This window comes from Streptomyces sp. NBC_01016, assembly GCF_026341035.1.
Lineage (GTDB): Bacteria > Actinomycetota > Actinomycetes > Streptomycetales > Streptomycetaceae > Streptomyces.
Genome location: NZ_JAPEOQ010000002.1, coordinates 2,724,614 through 2,744,252, shown reverse-complemented (window position 1 = coordinate 2,744,252; position 19,639 = coordinate 2,724,614). Strand labels below are relative to the sequence as shown.

At 69.6% G+C, this 19,639-nt stretch carries 16 protein-coding genes and 1 riboswitch; of the genes, 2 read left to right on the top strand and 14 right to left on the bottom strand.

Going from position 1 to position 19,639, the window contains the following annotated elements; all coding sequences use genetic code 11:
• Positions 1-110 precede the first annotated feature (110 nt).
• From OG746_RS39280 to OG746_RS39215, 14 genes are all read right to left on the bottom strand, one after another.
• Positions 111-1,652 carry an AMP-binding protein gene (locus OG746_RS39280; protein ID WP_266723453.1) on the bottom strand — a complete coding sequence of 514 codons (1,542 nt, stop codon included), beginning with the start codon at positions 1,650-1,652 and terminating at the stop codon, positions 111-113.
• Between the two features lie 166 nt (positions 1,653-1,818).
• Complete coding sequence (locus OG746_RS39275; protein WP_266723451.1) at positions 1,819-3,897, bottom strand: beta-galactosidase; 2,079 nt, start codon at positions 3,895-3,897, stop codon at positions 1,819-1,821.
• Positions 3,898-3,958: 61 nt separating this feature from the next.
• Positions 3,959-4,798, bottom strand: a complete 840-nt coding sequence (locus OG746_RS39270; RefSeq protein WP_266723449.1) for a carbohydrate ABC transporter permease — start codon at positions 4,796-4,798, stop codon at positions 3,959-3,961.
• Positions 4,795-5,730: a carbohydrate ABC transporter permease gene (locus OG746_RS39265; protein WP_266723447.1), complete on the bottom strand. Its 936-nt coding sequence runs from the start codon at positions 5,728-5,730 to the stop codon at positions 4,795-4,797. The genes OG746_RS39270 and OG746_RS39265 overlap by 4 nt, the downstream gene beginning before the upstream one ends.
• A gap of 2 nt (positions 5,731-5,732) precedes the next feature.
• Positions 5,733-7,121 carry an ABC transporter substrate-binding protein gene (locus OG746_RS39260; RefSeq protein ID WP_266723446.1) on the bottom strand — a complete coding sequence of 463 codons (1,389 nt, stop codon included), beginning with the start codon at positions 7,119-7,121 and terminating at the stop codon, positions 5,733-5,735.
• A gap of 146 nt (positions 7,122-7,267) precedes the next feature.
• Positions 7,268-8,278, bottom strand: a complete 1,011-nt coding sequence (locus tag OG746_RS39255; protein WP_266723445.1) for a LacI family DNA-binding transcriptional regulator — start codon at positions 8,276-8,278, stop codon at positions 7,268-7,270.
• Positions 8,279-8,466: 188 nt separating this feature from the next.
• Positions 8,467-9,012, bottom strand: coding sequence for a winged helix-turn-helix domain-containing protein (locus OG746_RS39250; protein ID WP_266723443.1), 546 nt, complete (start codon positions 9,010-9,012; stop codon positions 8,467-8,469).
• Positions 9,013-9,108: 96 nt separating this feature from the next.
• On the bottom strand, positions 9,109-10,257 hold the full coding sequence (locus OG746_RS39245) for a mandelate racemase/muconate lactonizing enzyme family protein (protein WP_266723442.1): 1,149 nt from the start codon (positions 10,255-10,257) through the stop codon (positions 9,109-9,111).
• The gene (locus OG746_RS39240; RefSeq protein ID WP_266723440.1) at positions 10,254-11,207 is read right to left on the bottom strand and encodes a dihydrodipicolinate synthase family protein; all 954 of its coding nucleotides are present in this window, start codon (positions 11,205-11,207) and stop codon (positions 10,254-10,256) included. Before OG746_RS39240 ends, OG746_RS39245 begins: the two co-directional genes overlap by 4 nt.
• A complete protein-coding gene (locus OG746_RS39235; protein WP_266723438.1) occupies positions 11,204-12,541 on the bottom strand; it encodes an MFS transporter in 1,338 nt (445 codons plus the stop codon). The genes OG746_RS39240 and OG746_RS39235 overlap by 4 nt, the downstream gene beginning before the upstream one ends.
• A 186-nt stretch (positions 12,542-12,727) precedes the next feature.
• Positions 12,728-13,411: a GntR family transcriptional regulator gene (locus tag OG746_RS39230; RefSeq protein ID WP_524540526.1), complete on the bottom strand. Its 684-nt coding sequence runs from the start codon at positions 13,409-13,411 to the stop codon at positions 12,728-12,730.
• Between the two features lie 107 nt (positions 13,412-13,518).
• The gene (locus OG746_RS39225; protein ID WP_266723434.1) at positions 13,519-13,998 is read right to left on the bottom strand and encodes a hypothetical protein; all 480 of its coding nucleotides are present in this window, start codon (positions 13,996-13,998) and stop codon (positions 13,519-13,521) included.
• 247 nt (positions 13,999-14,245) lie between these two features.
• Positions 14,246-15,016: a CbtA family protein gene (locus OG746_RS39220; RefSeq protein WP_266723432.1), complete on the bottom strand. Its 771-nt coding sequence runs from the start codon at positions 15,014-15,016 to the stop codon at positions 14,246-14,248.
• 22 nt (positions 15,017-15,038) lie between these two features.
• Positions 15,039-15,260 carry a CbtB domain-containing protein gene (locus tag OG746_RS39215; RefSeq protein ID WP_266723430.1) on the bottom strand — a complete coding sequence of 74 codons (222 nt, stop codon included), beginning with the start codon at positions 15,258-15,260 and terminating at the stop codon, positions 15,039-15,041.
• Positions 15,261-15,298: 38 nt separating this feature from the next.
• A riboswitch (cobalamin riboswitch) is annotated at positions 15,299-15,420 on the bottom strand.
• A gap of 207 nt (positions 15,421-15,627) precedes the next feature.
• Between OG746_RS39215 and OG746_RS39210 the strand changes: the two genes are divergently transcribed.
• Together OG746_RS39210 and scpA are read left to right on the top strand one after the other, a co-directional pair.
• Positions 15,628-17,439 (top strand): methylmalonyl-CoA mutase family protein, encoded by a 1,812-nt coding sequence (locus OG746_RS39210; protein ID WP_266723428.1) that lies wholly within the window; start codon positions 15,628-15,630, stop codon positions 17,437-17,439.
• Complete coding sequence (scpA, locus tag OG746_RS39205) at positions 17,439-19,628, top strand: methylmalonyl-CoA mutase (protein WP_266723427.1); 2,190 nt, start codon at positions 17,439-17,441, stop codon at positions 19,626-19,628. The genes OG746_RS39210 and scpA overlap by 1 nt, the downstream gene beginning before the upstream one ends.
• The last annotated feature ends 11 nt before the right edge of the window (positions 19,629-19,639 follow it).

Below are 19,639 nucleotides of genomic sequence, written 5' to 3'. Positions count from 1 at the left end.
GAGGTCCGAAGCGATCCACGGGTGGCCCGGTGCTCACCAGCACCGGGCCACCCGTAGATCGGCGCGCGGCGCCGTGCCGCTCCCGCCTGCAGGGCAGCCGCGGCCCGCGGTCAGTTGACGTCCCGCCCCCGACCGGCCCAGTACGGCTCCCGCAGCTTGAATTTTTGGATTTTGCCCGTCGCCGTGCGCGGGATCGCCTCCCGGAACTCCACGCTCGTCGGCGCCTTGTATCCGGCCACGCGTTCCTTGCAGTGCGCGATGATGTCGGCCTCCGTCACCGTCGCGCCCGCCACCGGGACCACCAAGGCCTTGATGGTCTCGCCCCACTTGGTGTGCGGCACACCGATCACCGCGACCTCCGCGACCTCCGGGTGGCTGAAGATGGTGTCCTCGACCTCGATGGACGACACGTTCTCGCCGCCCGTGATGATCACGTCCTTCTTCCGGTCCGAGATCGTCAGATGGCCGTCCGCCTCGTCGACCGAACCGCCGTCGCCGGTGTGGAACCAGTCGTCCTCCAGGACCGCCGCCGTCTCCTCCGGCTTTTCCCAGTAGCCGTCCAGGACCACGTTGGAGCGGGCCAACACCTCACCGGAGTCGACGACTTGGAGGCGGACGCCCAGCGCCGGGACCCCCGCCCGCGACAGCTTGCGTGCTCGCTCCTCAGCCGGAAGCTCTGCGTCCTCCGGCCGCGCACGGTTGAACGTCAGCATCGGGGACGTCTCCGTCAGGCCGTAGATCTGGGTGAACTCCCAACCCAGTTCCTCCTCCACCCGCTGGATCGTTCGGCTCGGCGGCGGCGCGCCCGCGCACACGATCCGCACCCGGTCCCGGCCCGGGATCTCGCCCTGCCAGCCGGACGCCGCGTCGAGGACCGTGTTCCACACCGCCGGCGCGCCGCACATCAGCGTCACCCCGTGCTCCTCCACCCGGCGCAGGATCTCCGCCCCGTCCACCTTCCGCAGCGCCACCTGCTTCACACCGAGTCCGGCCATCACGAACGGCATCCCCCAGCCGTTGCAGTGGAACATCGGCAGCGTGTGCAGATACACGTCGCGCTCCCACGCCCGCGTGTGCAGTCCGAACGTCAGGCCGTTCACCCAGATGTTGCGGTGGGTGAGCTGGACTCCCTTGGGGCGGGCGGTCGTTCCCGATGTGTAGTTGATCGTTGCCGTCGCGTTCTCGTCCGGGCTCGACCACGGGCGCGGCGCAACGTCGAAGCGCATCAGCTCGTTCTCCGTCTGCTCGCCGAGTACGAACCGGTGGGGCACCTTCACCCCCGACACCGCGCCCTCGACCTCGGGGTCGTACAGCAGCACCGACGCGCCGCTCTGCCGCACCACGTACTCGATCTCCTCCGCCTTCAGACGGAAGTTGACCGGCACGCAGATCCTGCCGCTCATCGGCACCGCGAACAGCAGCTCCAGCATGCGGGCCGAGTTGTGGCTGACCACCGCCACCCGTTCGCCCTCCCCCACGCCCAGCGCGTCGAACCCCGCCTGCCAGGCCCGCACCCGCTCGCCGAGCCGCCCGTACGTCGACATCGGCACGGGCGCCGCGGGCTGGTCCGGTTCGTCGATCACCCCGGGACTGGCGGCGAAGCCGAGCTCGGCCCGGTACAGGAAGTCCTCGATCGTCATCGGAACGCGCATCGCTACTCTCCAACTCCCACACAAGAGGTGCCGTATGGCCGAATAGAGCCCTGGGAAAGTGTGCCCCGCACCATGACGCAACGATCCGCGTCCGAAAAGCAATGCCCCTGATCATGGCGTCTTCAGGAAGGCAAGGCGGCCATACGTTCGGGCGGCACCCGTGATGTCACCGCGCCGTCACCTCCAGCACCCGCACGTCCCACGCACCCAGCGTGATGTCACCTCCGCGCTCGTGGGCCTCCCCCGTCAGCACGTCGCGCACCGCTTCCGGCGCGGTGAAGGTCTGCGGCTCCCAGGACCAGTTGTGCAGGAAGCGGACCCGGCGGCCGTCGCGGGCGGTCGCGGACGTGGTGGTGACGCTGGGGGCCTCGGGGCGCCAGGCCGTCGCGGGCTCGGGTGCGGCCCAGCCGAACAGGGCGCGCCCCAGCGCCGGGTCCGGGACCGTACCCACGTACGTGATGCGGCCGGCACCGTGCGCGCGCGTGGTGATGGCTGGCCAGCGCCCGAAGTGCGGGTGCTCGTACGAGGCCAGGGCCTGCGCGTCCGTCGGTGTCAGGCCGTCCGCCCAGTGCAGCGCCTGCGCGTCGGCCTCCAGCGGGAAGGCGTCCGTACCGTGGACCGTGAGGGGTGCGGACAGGTTGCTGAACTCGTCGTACGTCACTCCGGCGGCCTCGGCGAGACGCGCGGGTTGAGCGTCCGTGCGGGCGCGGGCCTCCTCGTCGGCGTACGCCGTGCGCGGGCCGATGATGAGATGGCCGCCTTGTTCGGCGTATGCGGTGAGAAGGTCGAGGGTGATGTCGTCGGCCGCGTAGTAGGCCGGGGCCACGAGTATCGGTGGCAAGTCGGAGGCAGCGGCCGACAGTTGGCTTGGGTGGAGCACCCTCGCCTGGAGGCCCGCGTCGAAAGCGCCGCGGTAGAACGCGTCGAAGATGGTCTGGTACGAGTTCGGGTCCGCTCCCCCGTCGGGTCGGGCGAGTGCGGGCTGGGCCTGTAGTGCCCACTTGCTGGGGCCCGCGTAGAGGAAGGCGACATCCGTGTCGGGGGTGAGACCTGCCACCAGGTCGCCCGCTACCTCCAACTCCCTTCCCAGCATGGCGAGTTCGCGGTATACGCGGCCGGGGCGGCCGTTGTGGGGCAGGATGCCGCCCCAGTACGTCTCCGTACCGAAGTGCAGCGTGTGCCAGTGCCAGTACTCGATCATCGAAGCGCCGCGTGAGATGAGCGCCCACGCCGCCTGCCGCCACTGTCCGTCGTACGCCGGGCGGTTGTGGTAACTGCCGCCGATTGCCTGGGCGTTGGTCTCCGTGACGAGGAAGGGCTCCTGGCGCGAGGAGTACATGCGGTCCGCGCTGCGGTACAGGGCCCAGGTGCCGGAGGTGGTCCAGCCCTGCGGGGACTGCGGTCCCTCGGGGTGGGCGAGGCCGTCCTGCATCGCGTAGTAGGGGTTGCCGGCGGTGACGTCGAGGCGGCGCGTCAGTTGATCGTCCTCGATGCCCGGGCGTTCGTAGGCGATGCACGTAGTGACGAACTGGTCGGGTCGCGCGTACTCGCGCACGATGTCCGCCTGCCAGCCGATGAACTCGGTGGTGAGGTCGGCCTGGAAGCGGCGCCAGGCCAGGTCGTACTGGGGTTGTGCGTTGTTGTCGGGGGTCCACAGGTCGGCCCAGGTGGCGAGCCGGTGCGACCAGTAGACCAGGCCCCATTCGCGGTTCAGGGTCTCCACGTCGCCGTACTGCGCGCGCAGCCGGTCGGTGAACTGCTGGAAGACGCCGTGGTTGTGGAGGAGTTCGTTGCCGGGTTCGTTGTCGACCTGGAAGCCGATGACGGCCGGGTGGGAGGCGTAGCGTTCGGTGATTTTGCGGATGACGCGTTCGGCGTGGAAGCGGAACGCGGGGTGGGTGAAGTCGACTTCCTGGCGGGCGCCCCAGCCGATCCGCTGTCCCGTCTTCCGCTCCCCCGCGATCTCCGGGTAGAGCCGGGCGAGCCACGGCGGTACGGCGTACGTCGGGGTGCCCAGGACGACGGAGATGCCGCGCTCGTGCGCGCCGTCCAGGACCGGTTGCAGCCAGTCGAGGTCGAAGCGGCCGTTGTCGGGTTCCCAGGTCGACCAGACGGACTCGCCGACCCGGATGACGGTGAAGTGCGCCTCGGCCATCTGGTCGAGGTCGTCCTTGAGCCGGTCGTGGGGCTGGTACTCGTGATAGTAGGCGGCGCCGAACAGGACCCGGTTCGGGAGGTCGAACATGGCTCTCCTATACGTGAGTTGAGCGTGTGTTGAGACGGAGCGGCGGGTGGCACTCAGGCATTCATCCCTTGACCGCGCCCGTGGAAAGGCCCTCCAGGAGCTGTTTGCGCAGGAGGACGAAGACGAGGACGGCGGGGAGCACCGCGAGCACGGATCCTGCGAGGACCAGGTCGTACTGGCGGTTCTCGGCCCGGAAGAGGGTCTGCAGGCCGAGGGGAAGGGTGTACTGGGAGCTGTCGGAGACCAGGACCAGCGGCCACAGGAAGCTGTTGTAGCTCTGCAGGAACTGCCAGACACCGAGCGCGCCGAGCGAGGGCCGCAGCAGTGGCAGCACCACACGCCGGAAGATCCCGAACTCGCTCGCGCCGTCGATACGGGCGGCCTCAAGGATCTCGTCCGGGACGCTCTGCACAATGTATTGCTGCATCATGAAGATGCCGAACGCGGGTGCCACCCACGGCACGATCAGCGCGAACCACGGGCTGCCGAGTCCGGTCTTCACGAGGATCACGAACAGCGGCACGAGGATCACCGCGAACGGGATCGACAGCGAGCTGAACATCACGCCGAACAGGAACCGTTTCCCGGCGAAACGGAATTTGGCGAAGCCGTATCCGGCAAGCGCGCAGACGAACACCGAGACCACGGTGGCGAGCAGCGCGACCACGGCGCTCATCAGGAACCAGCGACCGAAGGGCTGCTCGGTGAGCAGGGAACGGAAGTTGGCGAGCGTGGCCGGGGACGGGATGAGTTTCGGCGGGTAGCCGAAGATGTCGCCGCGCCGCTTGAAGGAGCCACTGACCGCCCAGAGGAGTGGGGCGGTGAAGGCGAGCAGCAGCACACCGAGGGTGGTGTAGAGGAGGGGACGGCGCAGCACCGTGACGTTCACTGGGGCGCTCACTGGGTCCTCCCGATGCCGAGCAGCCGGTTGAAGATCCGGCTGAGGGTGAAGACGACGACGAACAGCACGACCCCGGCAGCGGCCGCGTAGCCGAACTGCTGGCGTTCGAAGGCGGCCCGGTAGATGAACATGGCCACGGACAGGGTCGCTTCGGCAGGACCGCCGCCGGTGAGCAGATACGGCTCGTCGAAGATCTGCGCGGCGCCGATGAACGAGGTCACCGCGACGAACGCGGTCACCGGCTTCAGCGAGGGCAGGGTGACGGTGACGAAGGTGCGCACCCGCCCGGCGCCGTCGATGGCCGCGGCCTCGTACAGCTCGCGCGGCACGTTCTGCAGTCCGGCGAGGAAGAAGATGGTGAGGTAACCGGTCCAACGCCACGCCATGACAAGGGAGATGGCGACCTTGGACAGGGTCGGATCGCCCAGCCAGTCCACGGAGCCGGTGCCGAACAGCGCCCGCAGCAGCGAGTTGAGCAGCCCGAATTGCTGGTCGAAGATGAGCCCGAAGATCAGGGCGACGACGATCGGTGACACCACGATCGGCACGAAGTACGCGGTCCGCCACAGGTCGCGGGCGCGGACCCCGCGGGCGTTGATGGCCTGGGCGACGAACAGCGCGGCGGGCACGATGACCAGAAGGCTGACCAGGACATATATCCCTGTGTTGCCGAGTGCCCGGTGGAAGCTCGCGTCGGTCAGCAGGTGCTGGTAGTTGCGCAGGCCGACCCAGTGCGGGGTGCCGAGCCCGACCCACTCGCACAGGCTGAGCCAGATCGCCACCGCGATGGGGACCAGCATGAACAGCACGTACAGCACGTAGAACGGGGCGATGAAGAGGTACGGGTGGAGGGGTGCGCGGCGCTTCCGGCCGTCCGTGGCGGCGGTCTCGGTGACACGGACGGGGCGGGCGCGCAGGGATGTCGAGGTCATGGCTACCTCCCCGCCTGGTCGCGGAAGTCGGCGGCGGCCTTGCGGATGGCGGCGCGTGGTGTGAGGTCGCCGCGGTAGGCGCTGAGCAGACAGCCGGCGAGCACGTCGTTGAGGATCGACTGGTCCGGGCTGACATAGACGCGGGGTGCGTCGTCGAGGAGCGCGGTGTAGACGTCGAACGGGCGCTGCCCTCCGAGGTACGAGTCGGTGGTGCGGAGCAGGGCCTTGTCCTTGTAGACGGAGGCGCGGGTGGGCAGATAGCCGAGCTCGTGGAAGCGGCGGACCTGGGCCTCGTGGGTGAGGTAGGCGCTGTGGAGGAACTCCGCGGCGGCCCGGGAGTTGGGCTTGCCCCGCAGCACGCCGAATCCGGTGCCGCCACTGGTGGAGGTGGCGTGGCCGCCCGCGGAGAACCGGGGTGGGGCCGCCATGCCCCATCTCCCTTTCTGTTCGGGCACGTTGGGCATCAGGCCGTAGATCTTGAACCAGGTCGCCATGAGGACGCCGATCACCTTGCCCTGCTTGAGCGCGGCCTGCATCGGGCCGCCGAAGTAGTCGGAGACAGGAGTGATGAAGCCGGCCCGCAGACCACGGCAGATGAACTCCAGGGACTCCACCGCCTCGGGCGAGTCCAGGGTGAGGTTCTGGTCCTTGTCGAAGAGGCCGCCGCCGCGCTGGTTGAACAGCATCTGGAAGGACTGCACGACCTGGTTGACGTCGGGGCCGGTGACGACCGCATTGAGCGCGACGTCGTGCTTGCGGTGGGCGCGTTCGCCGAACTTGGCGAACTCCTCCCAGGTGTCGGCCGCGACCGGCAGCCCGTACTTCTCGAAGAGGTCCCTGCGGTAGTAGTGCACGACCAGCGGGGTGTCGGAGTCCAGGCCGTAGAGCTTGCCGTCCTTGCTGAACGGGGCGGTGCGCGCGGGCAGCAGGTCCTCCTTCAGTCCCTGCACCTTCGCCACGTCCTCGCCGAGGTCGCGCAACAGCCGCTCGGCGATGTCACCGCGCAGCATCCGCAGAAAGGCGCTCATCTCGAAGCCGACCATGTCCGGCACACCACGCTCGGCGACGGCCTGGGCGAGCAGCTTGGTGACCAGGTCGGGGGCGCCCGCCAGCGTGGTGCTCAGGCGGTACGCGAAGTCCGTGAGCCGGTCGGCGGCCGGTATGGAACGGGTGAAGAACTTCTCGTAGTTCTGGTCGTGGGTCCACAGGGCAAGGGTGACGTCGCCGGATGTACGGGGCGTGGTGGCACCTTGCCCGCAGGCGGCGAGCGCGGCGGTGACACCGAGCCCGGCGGCGCCTCGGAGCAGGGCGCGGCGGGAGGGTGGTCGGGGTGTGGGTGGGCGGGGCGTGCGTGGGCGGTGGAGGTGGAGGTGGCGGCTCGGGGTGAACACACGTGACTCCTCACGTGGTGCGGGTGGGGGCGGGGGCGATGCGTATGTGGGTGGGTGTCGGGGGCGGCGGGGCCGTGTGCGGGCATGGCGGGGCGGACCGGGGGTGTTCCGGTCTGTCGGTGGATGGGTGGACGGGTGTGTGGGGTTTACGTCGTCCGAGGTCGCGGCGCGGTGGACTCACGCAGGACCAACTGGCTTGCTAGATAAGGGGGTTCAGCCGGTCGAGGGGTGTCCTCGATCATGGCGGTCAGGACGTCGACGGCGCGGGTGGCGACGGTCGCGAAGTCCTGTCGGACGGTGGTGAGCGGCGGGGTGAGGTAGGCGGCCGCCGGGATGTCGTCGAAGCCGACGACACTGACGTCCTCGGGGACGCGGCGCCCGGCCTCGGTGAAGGCTCGCAGGGCGCCGAGTGCCATCTCGTCGTTGGCCACGAAGACGGCGGTGACGTCGGGGTCGCGGGCCAGCTGCCGGGCGGCGCGGTAGCCGGAGGCAGGGGTCCAGTCGCCCGCGGGGGCGAGCGGCGGCGCCGCGACGCCGGCCTCCGCCAGCGCCGCACGCCAACCTCGCTCGCGGTCACGGGCGCTGAACCAGTTGTCGGGGCCCGGTATGTGCCACACGGTGCGGTGGCCGAGGGCGAGGAGGTGTTCGGTGGCGCATCGGGCGTCGGCGACACCGTCGGCGCAGACCACGGCGCCCGCGGCACCGGACAGCTCCACGGGTTCGCCCAGGCTGACCATCGGCACGTCGCAGCGGAACCGGAGCGGCGAGCCGTCGTCGACCGGCTCGGACAGCACGACGCCGTCGACGCCCTGGGTCAGCAACGAGGCGACGGCCGCGGCGAGACTCCTGTCCCGGCCGTCGCGGGTGCCGGCCAGCGCGAACGCGTAACCGGCCCGCTGCATGGCCCGCTCCAAAGCCATGAGGAGCGTCGTGGGCCCATAGTGCGCGCTGCCGAGCGAGACCACGCCGATGCGGCGGTGTCTCCCCTTGAGCAGCGCGCGGGCCGTGTTGTTGGGGCGGAAGTCGAGGTCCCGGATGGCCCGGTGCACGCGCTCGCGGATCTCGGCGCTCACGTACGGCTCACCGTTGACGACGCGGGACACCGTCTTCTGGGAGACGCCGGCGGCACGGGCCACGTCGGTCATGGTGGTCGGCATGCGCCCTCCCGATCGTCTTCGGCCGTGTGAACGATGGCATGACTACGTAGTCATGCCATCGTTCACACGGCCGAAACGAGCGTCAAGACCTTGCGCACGATGTTCGGCGGGCCGCACAACTTGCCACCCCTAGGCGCACGTTGGACCGCCGGGCCGCGTTCGCCGCCCGGCGGTCTCCACGTCGCGTACTAGCGAACGGGAGCGGCGGCCGTCGCGCTCGCGAGCCAGCACCCGTTCTCGGCCTGTTCGGCGAGGCCGCTGTCGGCGAGCTTCTTGAGGTGGCGTGTCACCGTGCGGGGTGTCCAGCCGACCGCTTCACACAGTTGCTCAAGCGTGAGTCCGAGCGATGCCTCTTGGAGCCGCTCCAACGTCAGCAGGGTGTTCTTCGCCAGGACCGGCTTTGCCCCGGGGCCTGCCTCAGAGCTCGCCTCTGGGCTCGCCCCAGAGCTCACCTCAGAGCTCACCTCGGGGGCTACTTCTGGGCTTGCCTCAGAGCCCACCTCTGGAGTTGTCTCTGCGCCCGCCTCCGGGCTGGTTTCAGGTGTTGCCGGTGCCGGGACGCGCAGCCGCCTGTAGCCGAGCCTGTCCAGCACGCGGTCCAGATCCGGGCCGCTCGCCTGCTGCGGCACCCGGCCCACCGCCGGCTCCGCGACGGCCGTCCGTCGAGTCACCGGCCGCGGGCTGCGGTTGACCGTGCGATGCTTGCGCCCCTTCTTCTTGGCCCTGTTACTCATCCGTCGCCTCCTCGAACACGTTGATCATGGTCACGTGTCTCAACGACGAACCCACCCCAAAGTCGCGCAATTGATCTATTTCACCGTTGAGCTCGGCTACATCCAGGCAGTGGCCCCGTCGGGACGGACGGGCACCCTGCGGTTCCAGGACACCCAGTCGTCGGCCACGAGCGCGTCCTCGTCGATCTCGATGCCCCAGCCGGGCCGGTCGGGGCGCAGCTCCAGGTGGCCGTCGACCGGGAGATACGGGTCGGGGCACCAGGAGATGTCGTCGACCTGGTAGCCCGTGCCGTATTCGAGGATGCCGAAGTTCGTGGTGGCCGCCGCGAAGTGCACGTTCGCCGCCGTGGCCAACGGACCCATGGGGTTGTGCGGTGACACGGGGACGTAGTGTGCCTCGGCGATCGCGGCGATCTTCACCATCTGCGTCATCCCGCCGACCACACAGATGTCGGGTTGCACGATGTCGGCGCCGCCCGCCGTGAGCAGCGCGAGGAACTCCTGTGTGGTGTAGAGCGACTCACCGGTGGCCAGCGGCACGCGCAGGTCCGAGCGGATCCGGCCCCACGCGGGAATGTACTCGGGACGGATCGGCTCCTCGAGGAACAGCGGCTGGTTGGGTGCGAGCGCGGCACCCAACTCGACTGCCTGGTGCGGCTCCCAGAGACAGGCGTGGGCGTCGAAGGCGAACTCCCATTCCTCGGGGTGGTGTTGCCGTACGTCGCCGAAGTAGTCGCCGAGTTCGCGGACGACGAGCCCGTATCGGGTGTTGTGCAGATTGCGACGGTACGGGCTCAGCTTGAACGCCGTGAAGCCGAACCGCTCGTGCAAGTCGGCTGTCCTGTCCCGTAGTTCGGCGACGTCCGGGGCGTTGTACAGCCCGGCGTAGACCCGCACCCGGTCCCGGACCGCGCCGCCGAGCAGCTGGTACACGGGCACGCCGAGCGCCTTGCCGGCGATGTCCCACAGGGCGTGGTCGATCGCGGCGATGGCGGCGGTGCCCAGGGCCCCCTGCGGGAAGCGGGCGGACTGGTGCAGGAACTGGTTGACCGCGGTGGGCCGCAGCGGGTCCATGCCCTTGATCTGGTCGAAGAGGTGGTCGAGCAGCGGGAGGTAGGCGAGGTCGGGGCCGTGGTTGTACACCTCGGACCAGCCGGACACACCACTGTCGGTGGTGATCTTCACCAGGACGCGGGGCCGGTCGCCGACCCGCTGGCGGAAGGTCTCCAGGGATTCGATCTTCATGCCACGTACTCCTTGAACTCCTCGTCGAGGGCGGGCACGAGCTCCCGCCAGGGCCGGACGGACTCGGTCACCTCGGCCGCCCGGGCACGGGACAGTGCGTGGCTCGGCGGACGCACCTCGCGCCTGCACAGACCGAGTTGGTGCATGGCCTCCTTCACCACGGACACGTTGTCGGCCGACTGGTTGCGGGCCCGCATCTCCTCGAAGGGGCGGATCCGGCGCCATAGGGCCGCCGCCTCGTCGTAGCACCCCGCTTGCAGGGACGCGAGCAGCTGAAGGGGTACGGCCGGCGCGACATTGGCCAGGCCCGAGGTGAACGCACGGGCACCGGCCTGCCAGTAGGCGGACGCGTAGGACTCCGCGAGACCGGCGATCCAGAGCAGACCGTCCCCGGCCTGTTCGCGATGAGCGGCGAACACCACCGGGTCGGGCACCGAGTACTTGAGGCCGACGACGTTGGGGGCGCGCTCGGCGAGGGCCGCGATGTGTGCGCCGGAGATCGCCGGGTTGCTGAGATAGGGCAGGACACCCAACTCCGGTACGGAGTGGGCGATCGCCGCGTTGTACTCGACCCAGCCCTCCGGGGACATGTAGGGCAGCACCGGCTGGTGGATCATGATGGCGTGCGCGCCGGTGTCACGGGCGAAGCGGGCGTCCGCGCTCGCGGTGTGCACGTCGAATCCGACCCCGGCGACGAGGGTCGTGGAGGCCGGGCAGGCAGAGGCGACGGTGGTCAGGACCGCCCGTCGTTCGGCCGGGGTGAGGGCGTAGAACTCGCCGGTGTTCCCGTTCGGCGTCAGGACCGAGACGCCGCCTGCGACGAGACGGGCGGCCAGTGCGCCGGCGCGGTCGTGGTCGATCTCACCGTCCTCGCCGTAGGGCACCACCGGAATTGCGATGACGGTGCTCAACTGCCGTACGAGATCAGCGGTGTTCAGGGTCGAGCTCACGAAGATGCCCCCTTGGATGCGGAGTCGGCGTCGGGGTGGGAGTCGGGATCGGAATCGGTGGCTGACGCAAGGGCGCTCACGGGTGTGACGGGCTTGATCCGGACCCAGAACAGGTAGATGGCCGCGCTGATCAGACAGCAGGCGGCGGAGCCGAGCAGCGGGCCGAGGTAGGAACCGTTGCCGAAGGTCAGGAAGAGTCCGATCACGATCGGGCTGGTGAGATTGCCGAGCTGGGAGCCGAAGTTCTGGAACCCGGCGACCGAGCCGACGGTCGCCGGCGAGGAGGCGACCTCCGCCGGCAGGCTCAGGATCGCGGCGCCTGCGAAGGAATGTGCCGCGTTGCTGACGGTCAGCACGGTCATGACCACGACGTTGCTCTCGATGAAGGGAGAGAACCCGATGCAGGCGCTGAGTGCGAGCCCGGAGACGATCGGTATCTTGCGTGCCAGGTTCGTGGACATCCCGGACGCCAGCATGCGGTCGGAGACGATGCCGCCGAGGACCGTGGAGCCGATGGCGATGAGGGGTGGGATGGCGCCGACCATCCCGAACTCGGCCTCGGAGAAGCCGCGGTCGTCGAGGAGGTAACTCGGGTACCAGGTGAGGAAGAACGCGCCGGCGAGCGAGCGGAAGACGTATCCCGTCATCAGCGCCCACACCTGGTTGTTGCGCAACAGCACGCGCCACGACGCCTGGTGGTCGACGTCCGCGTTCTGCGCGGCCACCATCTCGCCCTGGTCGGACTGGATGTGCGCCAACTCCGCGGCGGAGACGCGCGGATGCTTCTCGGGCTCGCGGTAGACCATCTTCCAGCCGACGATCCACAGCAGACCGGCGACGCCGATCACGACGAAGGCCGTGCGCCAGCCGCTGAACGTGATCAGCGCGGTCACGATCGGGACCGAGAGGGCCGTTCCGATCTGCTGACCCATGTCGAACAGGCTCGACGCGAAGGCGCGCTCCCGGCGGGGGAACCACCGCGAGACCACCTTGACGTTCGCCGGCTGCACCGGGGCCTCGCCGATGCCCAGGCCGAGCCGGAACACGATGACCGAGCCGACCCCCTGGGAGAACGCGGTCAGGGCGGTCCAGATCGACCACCAGCCGACCGCGATCGGGTAGATCACCCGGGGCCCGAAGCGGTCGAGCAGCCAGCCGGACGGGAGTTGGAAGATCGCGTACGTCCAGAAGAAGGCGGAGAGCAGAACCCCCTGCACCGCCGAGCTGATGTGGAACTCTTTGGACATGAACGGCATCGCGACGCTGATGGCGGCGCGGTCGAGATAGGCGATGGTCAGCCCGAGGGCCGAGAATCCGACGATCGTCCAGCGCATACGGCTGCGCTCGCGAACGGGACCTGGCCCTGCTGGGGCGGACGTGCGCACGTTAGACTGGGGCATCGTTGCTCCTAGTGGGTAACGGCGACGCTCCTTGTGGAGCGTGGATCTCTGAGGTGCGGCCCGGGATCTTGGCGGTGAACGGGCCGCACCTCGTCTTCAGTTGTTCAGTTGTCCGGTTGTTCAGTGAGTGAGCGTCTCCTCCTGAAGGTGCCGGGCCACGAATCCCTCGATGTGACGCCGGACGAGCGTGGCGGCCTCGTCGGCCATTCCCGCGCGCACGAGCTCGAGTACGGCCGCGTGCTCGCGGGACTCCTCCTGCCACGACGGTGACCGGGCCCAGGAGGACGCGGAGACCAGCGCCGTCTGATCGCGGAGCCCGTCGAGCGTGCGGAGCAGCAGCGGGTTGCCGCACCCGGCGTAGAGACCGCGGTGGAAGTCCCTGTTGGCGGTGGAGCGGGTCGAGGCGTCCTCGGCAAACGCCGCGCGCTCCAACGCCTGTGCCGCGCCGGAGAAGTCACTGCCCGCGACGACACTGCGCCGCACCGCTTCCGGCTCCAGGAGCAGCCGCATGTCATAGACAGCCATCGCGTCCTGCTCGCTCAGCTCCCGCACCGTGGTGCCGGCGAACGGCCGGATGACGACGAGCCCCGAGCCCTCCAGCGCCTTCAACGCCTCACGCACGGGCGTCTTCGACACACCGAACTCCCCCGCCAGCACGTTCTCCACCAGCGCGGTTCCCGGCTTGAACTCCCCATTCAGGATCGCCGCCTTGATGGCCTCGAGTACGTGCGCGGTCCGCGACGGCAAGGTGGCCGGACTGAAAGCAGGCAAGGTCGAGCCCCCAAATGGAATCTCATATGTCATATACGACTGGACCGTAACTGCCGTAGCGACCAAGGGCAATGGGTCTGCCACCAGCTTCCCCAAATCCACCTCGGCCCCCGTGACACCATCGCCCACTGCTACCGCAGCTACGCGATCCGGCTGAGGTCCATGGTCCAGTTGGTGCGCCAGGTGGCTCCGCCGTCGTAGGAGAACGCCTGCTCCCACCGGGCCGCGTCGGGTGAGGAGTTGGTCCAGTCGAAGCGGACCTTCACGGCATGACCGCCCAGGACGTCGTCACAGTAGAAACGGCCCAAGCCGTCGCTGAAGGCCCCCTCCATGGCCGGGTCGAGATGGCCGGGCCGGGTGCTGGAGGCCCACCAGATCCGCCAGATCTTGGCTTCCGGATCGAACTGGCGCAGCGTGAACCCCTCGAAGCTGTCGGTCCATATCCGATCGACATGCCCCAACCCACCCAGGATCGGCTCGATCGCCGACGTCGCATCGAACTCGACCCACTCCTCACACGCCAGGTCGGCGACGTCCACCAGCTTGCGGTTGCGCACCCGCCAGCGGCCGAAGAGAAAATCGAAGTCGGCGCGCCCGTCGACCGACACATCAGAACCCATGCTCAGACCCCTTGCGGAACATCGCCCCCTGCGATCACACGCAGAAGACGCACGAACAGAGACCCCGAGGCTACGTCCCGGCACTGACACTGCTCGCGCCCACAAGACCTGACCCAGTCGTCACGGAATACGACTCACTCCAGAGCGCCCGGTCGCGGGTGATTCTTCGCCCCATCGGTGGTATCCGTGAAACGCGAGAGGGCCCCCGGTCGGTGCCGGGGGCCCTCTCGTGTGCCTCGGGGGCAGGTCAGTTACCCGAGGGCACCGACGCCTGTGCGGGCGGAGCCGTCGTCGGCTTCGGCTTCGGGTTCAGCAGGCGCTCGGCCAACTCGCCGAAGAGCAGGCCGAATCCGCCCCACATCACGATCTGCATGGCGAGCGCGGACAGCCGGAAGCGCCACAGCAGTGCCGCGGGGAAGTGTGCCGGCACCTCGTTGATCACGGGCAGGAACGCGTACGCGAGACCGATCACCACGGCGAAGCCGAGGACCGCCACGACGGTGGCGTACCAGGTGCCGATCCTCGGCGCGAGCCGCTTGCCGAGGATCGTCGCGGCGACGGCGAGGAGCACGCTGAGCACCATCATCAGGAAGTACAGGGTGGTGCGCTTGCCGATGGTGTCGCCGTTGCCGACGGCGGGCGGGTTGGCCGGGTATTTCAGGAACGGCACGACGTACACGGCGAGCAGGGCGCAGCCCGACAGGAGCAGCGCCGTGGCGCGCGGGCCGAAGCGGCCGACGCGCCCGAGGGCGAAGCAGTAGGCGAGTGCGGCGATGCCGCCGAACGAGACCCCGTAGACGAGGACTCCGGTGGCGAGGCCGGCCGTGGACTGCAGGCTCCGGGAGACGAGTTCGACCTCGTCGCCGTGGGAGTGGCCCGCGTGGGCCCCCTCGAAGCCGATGGCGCTGTCCACATTGGGCTCGCCGAGCCAGTAGGCGATGACCAGGGCGAGCACACCCGCCGCGAGGCCCGCGAGCATGCCGCGAACGAGCAGGTTGCGTACGGTTGTTGAGTTCATGAGCGCGTCGGATCCCTCTGGGTCAGTGGCAGGGGAAGCCGAGCAGGTGTCGGGCGTCGTGCACCCATTCATGAACCCCCGCACCGCTGAACACGGAGGTGGCGCCCTGTTCGGCGCCGACGAAGTAGAGCAGGACGAGCATCAGGATGCCGAAGAAGGCAGCCCAGGGGGCGATCACCTTCAGGGGCAGCTTGGCCGGAATGGCGGGTGTGGTGGCAGTCGGCTGGGCGACGTGTTGCGCCATCGCGCAAGGCCTCCTTCGGGAGTTCGCGTCCCATATCGGTGGTGCAAGGGACGACAGCCCGGGTCTGACTCACGGAGCGGCCCGAGGGCCTCCGCATACAGTGGCGCGACCGTGCCGGAATCTCACCGGCTTCCGTCGTGCTGTCGTCGATAACCCTGGGACCGTACCGCGTGTCGCGTGCATGGCCAAGATGGGGCGCGAACGACTCGCTCGCGTGGGTGCCGGTCGGCGAACAGAGACCTGTTGTTCCCAGCCGAAGAGACCTGTTGTTCCCAGCCGATACGACGGCGACGCCTTCAGGACAAGGTAAACAAGGTCACACTCGCGCCCCGCCCTGCTCAGCAGCCGACTGACCTAGCATCCGGGCATGACGGTCCTGCCTGACGACGGGCTCTCCCTGGCAGCCGAGTTTCCTGACGCGACCCTTGAGCAATGGCAGCACCTGGTGGCGGGTGTCCTGCGCAAGTCCGGCAAGGAAGTCTCGGACTCCGAGGCGGAGTACGCCCTGTCCACCGCGCTCGAGGACGGGCTGCGCGTCCCGCCCCTGTACACAGCCGACAGCAACGCGCCCGACCCCGGCCTGCCCGGCTTCGCGCCGTTCGTACGCGGCGGGCGCGCCGAGGGCAACGCGGCCGGCGGCTGGGACGTACGGCAGCGGCACACGGTCGCCGACTCCGGTGCGGTCCTGGCCGATCTGGAGAACGGCGTCACGTCACTGTGGCTGGCCGTGGGCGAATCGGCCCGCTTCCCCGTCTCCGCGCTCGCGTCCGCGCTCGACGGTGTCCACCTCGATCTGGCGCCCGTCGTACTCGACGCGGGAGCGGAGTACGACGCCGCCGCGCGGGATCTGCTGCGGCTCTACGACACATGTGGCATCGCCCACGACGCCGCCCGGGGCAACCTCGGCGCCGACCCGCTGGGGCACGAGGCGCGTACGGGCGAGTCCGGTGACGCGGCGCCCGCCGTCGCGCTGGCCCGGCTGTGCACCGATGCGTACCCGGGCCTGCGGGCGCTGACCGTGGACGCGCTGCCGTACCACGAGGCCGGTGGGTCGGCCGCCCAGGAGCTCGGCGCGTCCCTCGCCACCGGCGTCGCCTACCTGCGGGCTCTGACGGACGCCGGACTGGGCGTCCAACAGGGCCTGGGTCAGCTGGAGTTCCGGTACGCGGCGAGTGCCGACCAGTTCCTGACCATCGCCAAGTTCCGTGCCGCGCGCCGCCTGTGGGCGCGCGTCGCGGAGGCCTGCGGGGCGGCCGCCTCGGGTGCGCAGCTCCAGCACGCGGTGACGTCACCGGTGATGATGAGCCGGCGCGACCCGTGGGTGAACATGCTGCGCACCACCGTCGCGTCGCTGGCGGCCGGGGCGGGCGGCGCCGACTCCGTGACCGTGCTGCCGTTCGATCACGCGCTGGGTCTGCCGGACGCGTTCGCCCGCCGGATCGCCCGCAACACCTCCACCATCCTCATCGAGGAGTCCCACCTCGCGCGGGTCGTCGATCCCGCGGGCGGCTCCTGGTACGTGGAGCGCCTGACCGACGAACTCGCCCATGCGGGCTGGGAGTTCTTCCAGGAGATCGAGAAGGCCGGCGGGCAGGCGACGGCGCTGCGCTCGGGCCTGGTCCGCGAGCGGCTGGCCGCCACCTGGGAGGCGCGGAGCAAGAAGCTGGCCACGCGCCGCGAACCGGTCACCGGGGTCAGCGAGTTCCCGAGCCTCGCCGAGAAGACGGTCGTGCGTGAGCCGGCCCCTGAGCTGCTGTCCGGCGGTCTGCCGCGCGTACGCCGCGACGAGGCGTTCGAGGCCCTGCGCGCCCGTTCCGACGCGCATCTCGCCGCGACCGGCGCCCGCCCCCGCGTCTACCTGGCCGCGCTCGGCCCGGCCGCCGCACACACCGCCCGCGTCGGCTTCGCCGCCAACCTCTTCCAGGCGGGCGGCATCGAACCGGTCACGGACGGCACGTTCGAGGAGAGCGGGGCGCGGGAGGCGTGCCTGTGCTCCAGCGACACCGTGTACGAGGAGGAGGCCGAGGCCACCGCGCGGGCCCTGCGCGAGGCGGGCGCCGGCCAGGTGTTCCTCGCGGGCCGCCCGGGAACGTACGCGGGGGTCGACACCTACGTCTTCGCCGGCTGTGACGCCGTGGCCGTGCTCACCGCCACGCTCGACCGCATGGGAGTGTCCTGATGACCGGCCCGAACATCCCCGACTTCTCGGCGATCGACCTGGGAACCCCGGCCCCGGGCGCCGGGAGCGCCGACGAGTGGCGTACGGCGCTGAAGAAGGGGGCAGGCGGCGACGACCTGTTGTGGGAGACGCCCGAGGGCATCACCGTCCAACCCCTTTACACGGGGCAGGACTTGGAGGGCCTGGACTTCCTGGGCACGTACCCGGGCATCGCGCCGTATCTGCGCGGCCCGTACCCGACGATGTACGTGAACCAGCCGTGGACGATCCGCCAGTACGCGGGCTTCTCCACCGCCGAGGAGTCGAACGCCTTCTACCGGCGCAACCTCGCGGCCGGGCAGAAGGGCCTGTCCGTCGCCTTCGACCTGCCCACGCACCGCGGCTACGACAGCGACCACCCACGCGTCACGGGTGACGTCGGCATGGCGGGCGTCGCCATCGACTCGATCTACGACATGCGCCAGCTCTTCGAGGGCATCCCCCTCGACAAGATGACCGTCTCCATGACGATGAACGGCGCCGTGCTGCCGGTGCTCGCGCTGTACATCGTGGCCGCCGAGGAACAGGGCGTGCCGCCGGAGAAGCTGGCCGGGACCATTCAGAACGACATCCTCAAGGAGTTCATGGTCCGCAACACCTACATCTATCCGCCGAAGCCGTCGATGCGGATAATCTCCGACATCTTCGCGTACACCTCGCAGCGGATGCCGCGCTACAACTCGATCTCCATCTCCGGCTACCACATCCAAGAGGCGGGCGCGACGGCCGACTTGGAGCTGGCGTACACGCTCGCCGACGGCGTGGAGTACATCCGGGCGGGCCGGGAGGCGGGGCTCGACGTGGACGCGTTCGCACCGCGTCTGTCGTTCTTCTGGGCGATCGGCATGAACTTCTTCATGGAGGTAGCCAAGCTGCGCGCGGCGCGCCTGCTGTGGGCGAAGCTGGTCAAGCAGTTCGACCCGAAGAACGCCAAGTCCCTTTCCCTGCGCACCCATTCCCAGACGTCGGGCTGGTCGCTGACCGCGCAGGACGTGTTCAACAACGTGACGCGTACGTGTGTGGAGGCGATGGCGGCGACTCAGGGGCACACCCAGTCGCTGCACACCAACGCCCTCGACGAGGCGCTCGCGCTGCCCACCGACTTCTCGGCCCGCATCGCCCGCAATACGCAGCTGCTGATCCAGCAGGAGTCGGGGACGACCCGGTCGATCGACCCGTGGGGCGGCAGCGCGTACGTCGAGAAGCTGACGTACGACCTGGCGCGGCGGGCCTGGCAGCACATCCAGGAGGTCGAGGCCGCAGGCGGGATGGCGCAGGCCATCGACGCCGGAATCCCGAAGCTGCGCGTGGAGGAGGCGGCGGCCCGCACCCAGGCGCGCATCGACTCCGGGCGGCAGCCGGTGATCGGGGTGAACAAGTACCGGGTGGACACCGACGAGGAGATCGAGGTCCTCAAGGTCGACAACTCCTCGGTGCGCGCGCAGCAGATCGAGAAGCTGCGGCGGCTGCGCGCGGAGCGCGACGAGACGGCCTGCCAGGACGCGCTCGCGGCACTGACCCGCGCGGCCGGCGGCGAGGGCAACCTCCTCGAACTCGCGGTGGACGCGGCGCGCGCGAAGGCGACGGTCGGCGAGATCTCCGACGCCCTGGAGAAGGTCTACGGGCGGCACGCCGGACAGATCCGTACGATCTCCGGGGTGTACCGCAACGAAGCAGGCGAGTCCCCGAACGTGGACCGCACCCGGAGCCGGGTGGACGAGTTCGCCGAGGCGGAGGGGCGCCGGCCGCGCATCCTCGTCGCCAAGATGGGCCAGGACGGCCACGACCGGGGCCAGAAGGTGATCGCGACCGCCTTCGCCGACCTCGGCTTCGACGTGGACGTCGGCCCGCTGTTCTCGACCCCCGGGGAGGTCGCGCGCCAGGCCGTCGAGGCGGACGTGCACATCGTCGGGGTGTCGTCGCTCGCCGCCGGTCACCTCACCCTCGTACCGGCGCTGCGCGAGGCACTCACCGAGGAGGGCCGCGAGGACATCATGGTCGTCGTGGGCGGCGTGATCCCGCCGGCCGACGTGCCCACGCTCCTGGAGATGGGCGCGGCCGCGGTGTTCCCGCCCGGCACGGTCATCCCGGACGCGGCGTACGACCTGGTGGCGCGGCTCGCGGGCGAGCTCGGGCACGACGACCTGTGAGCCGGTGACAC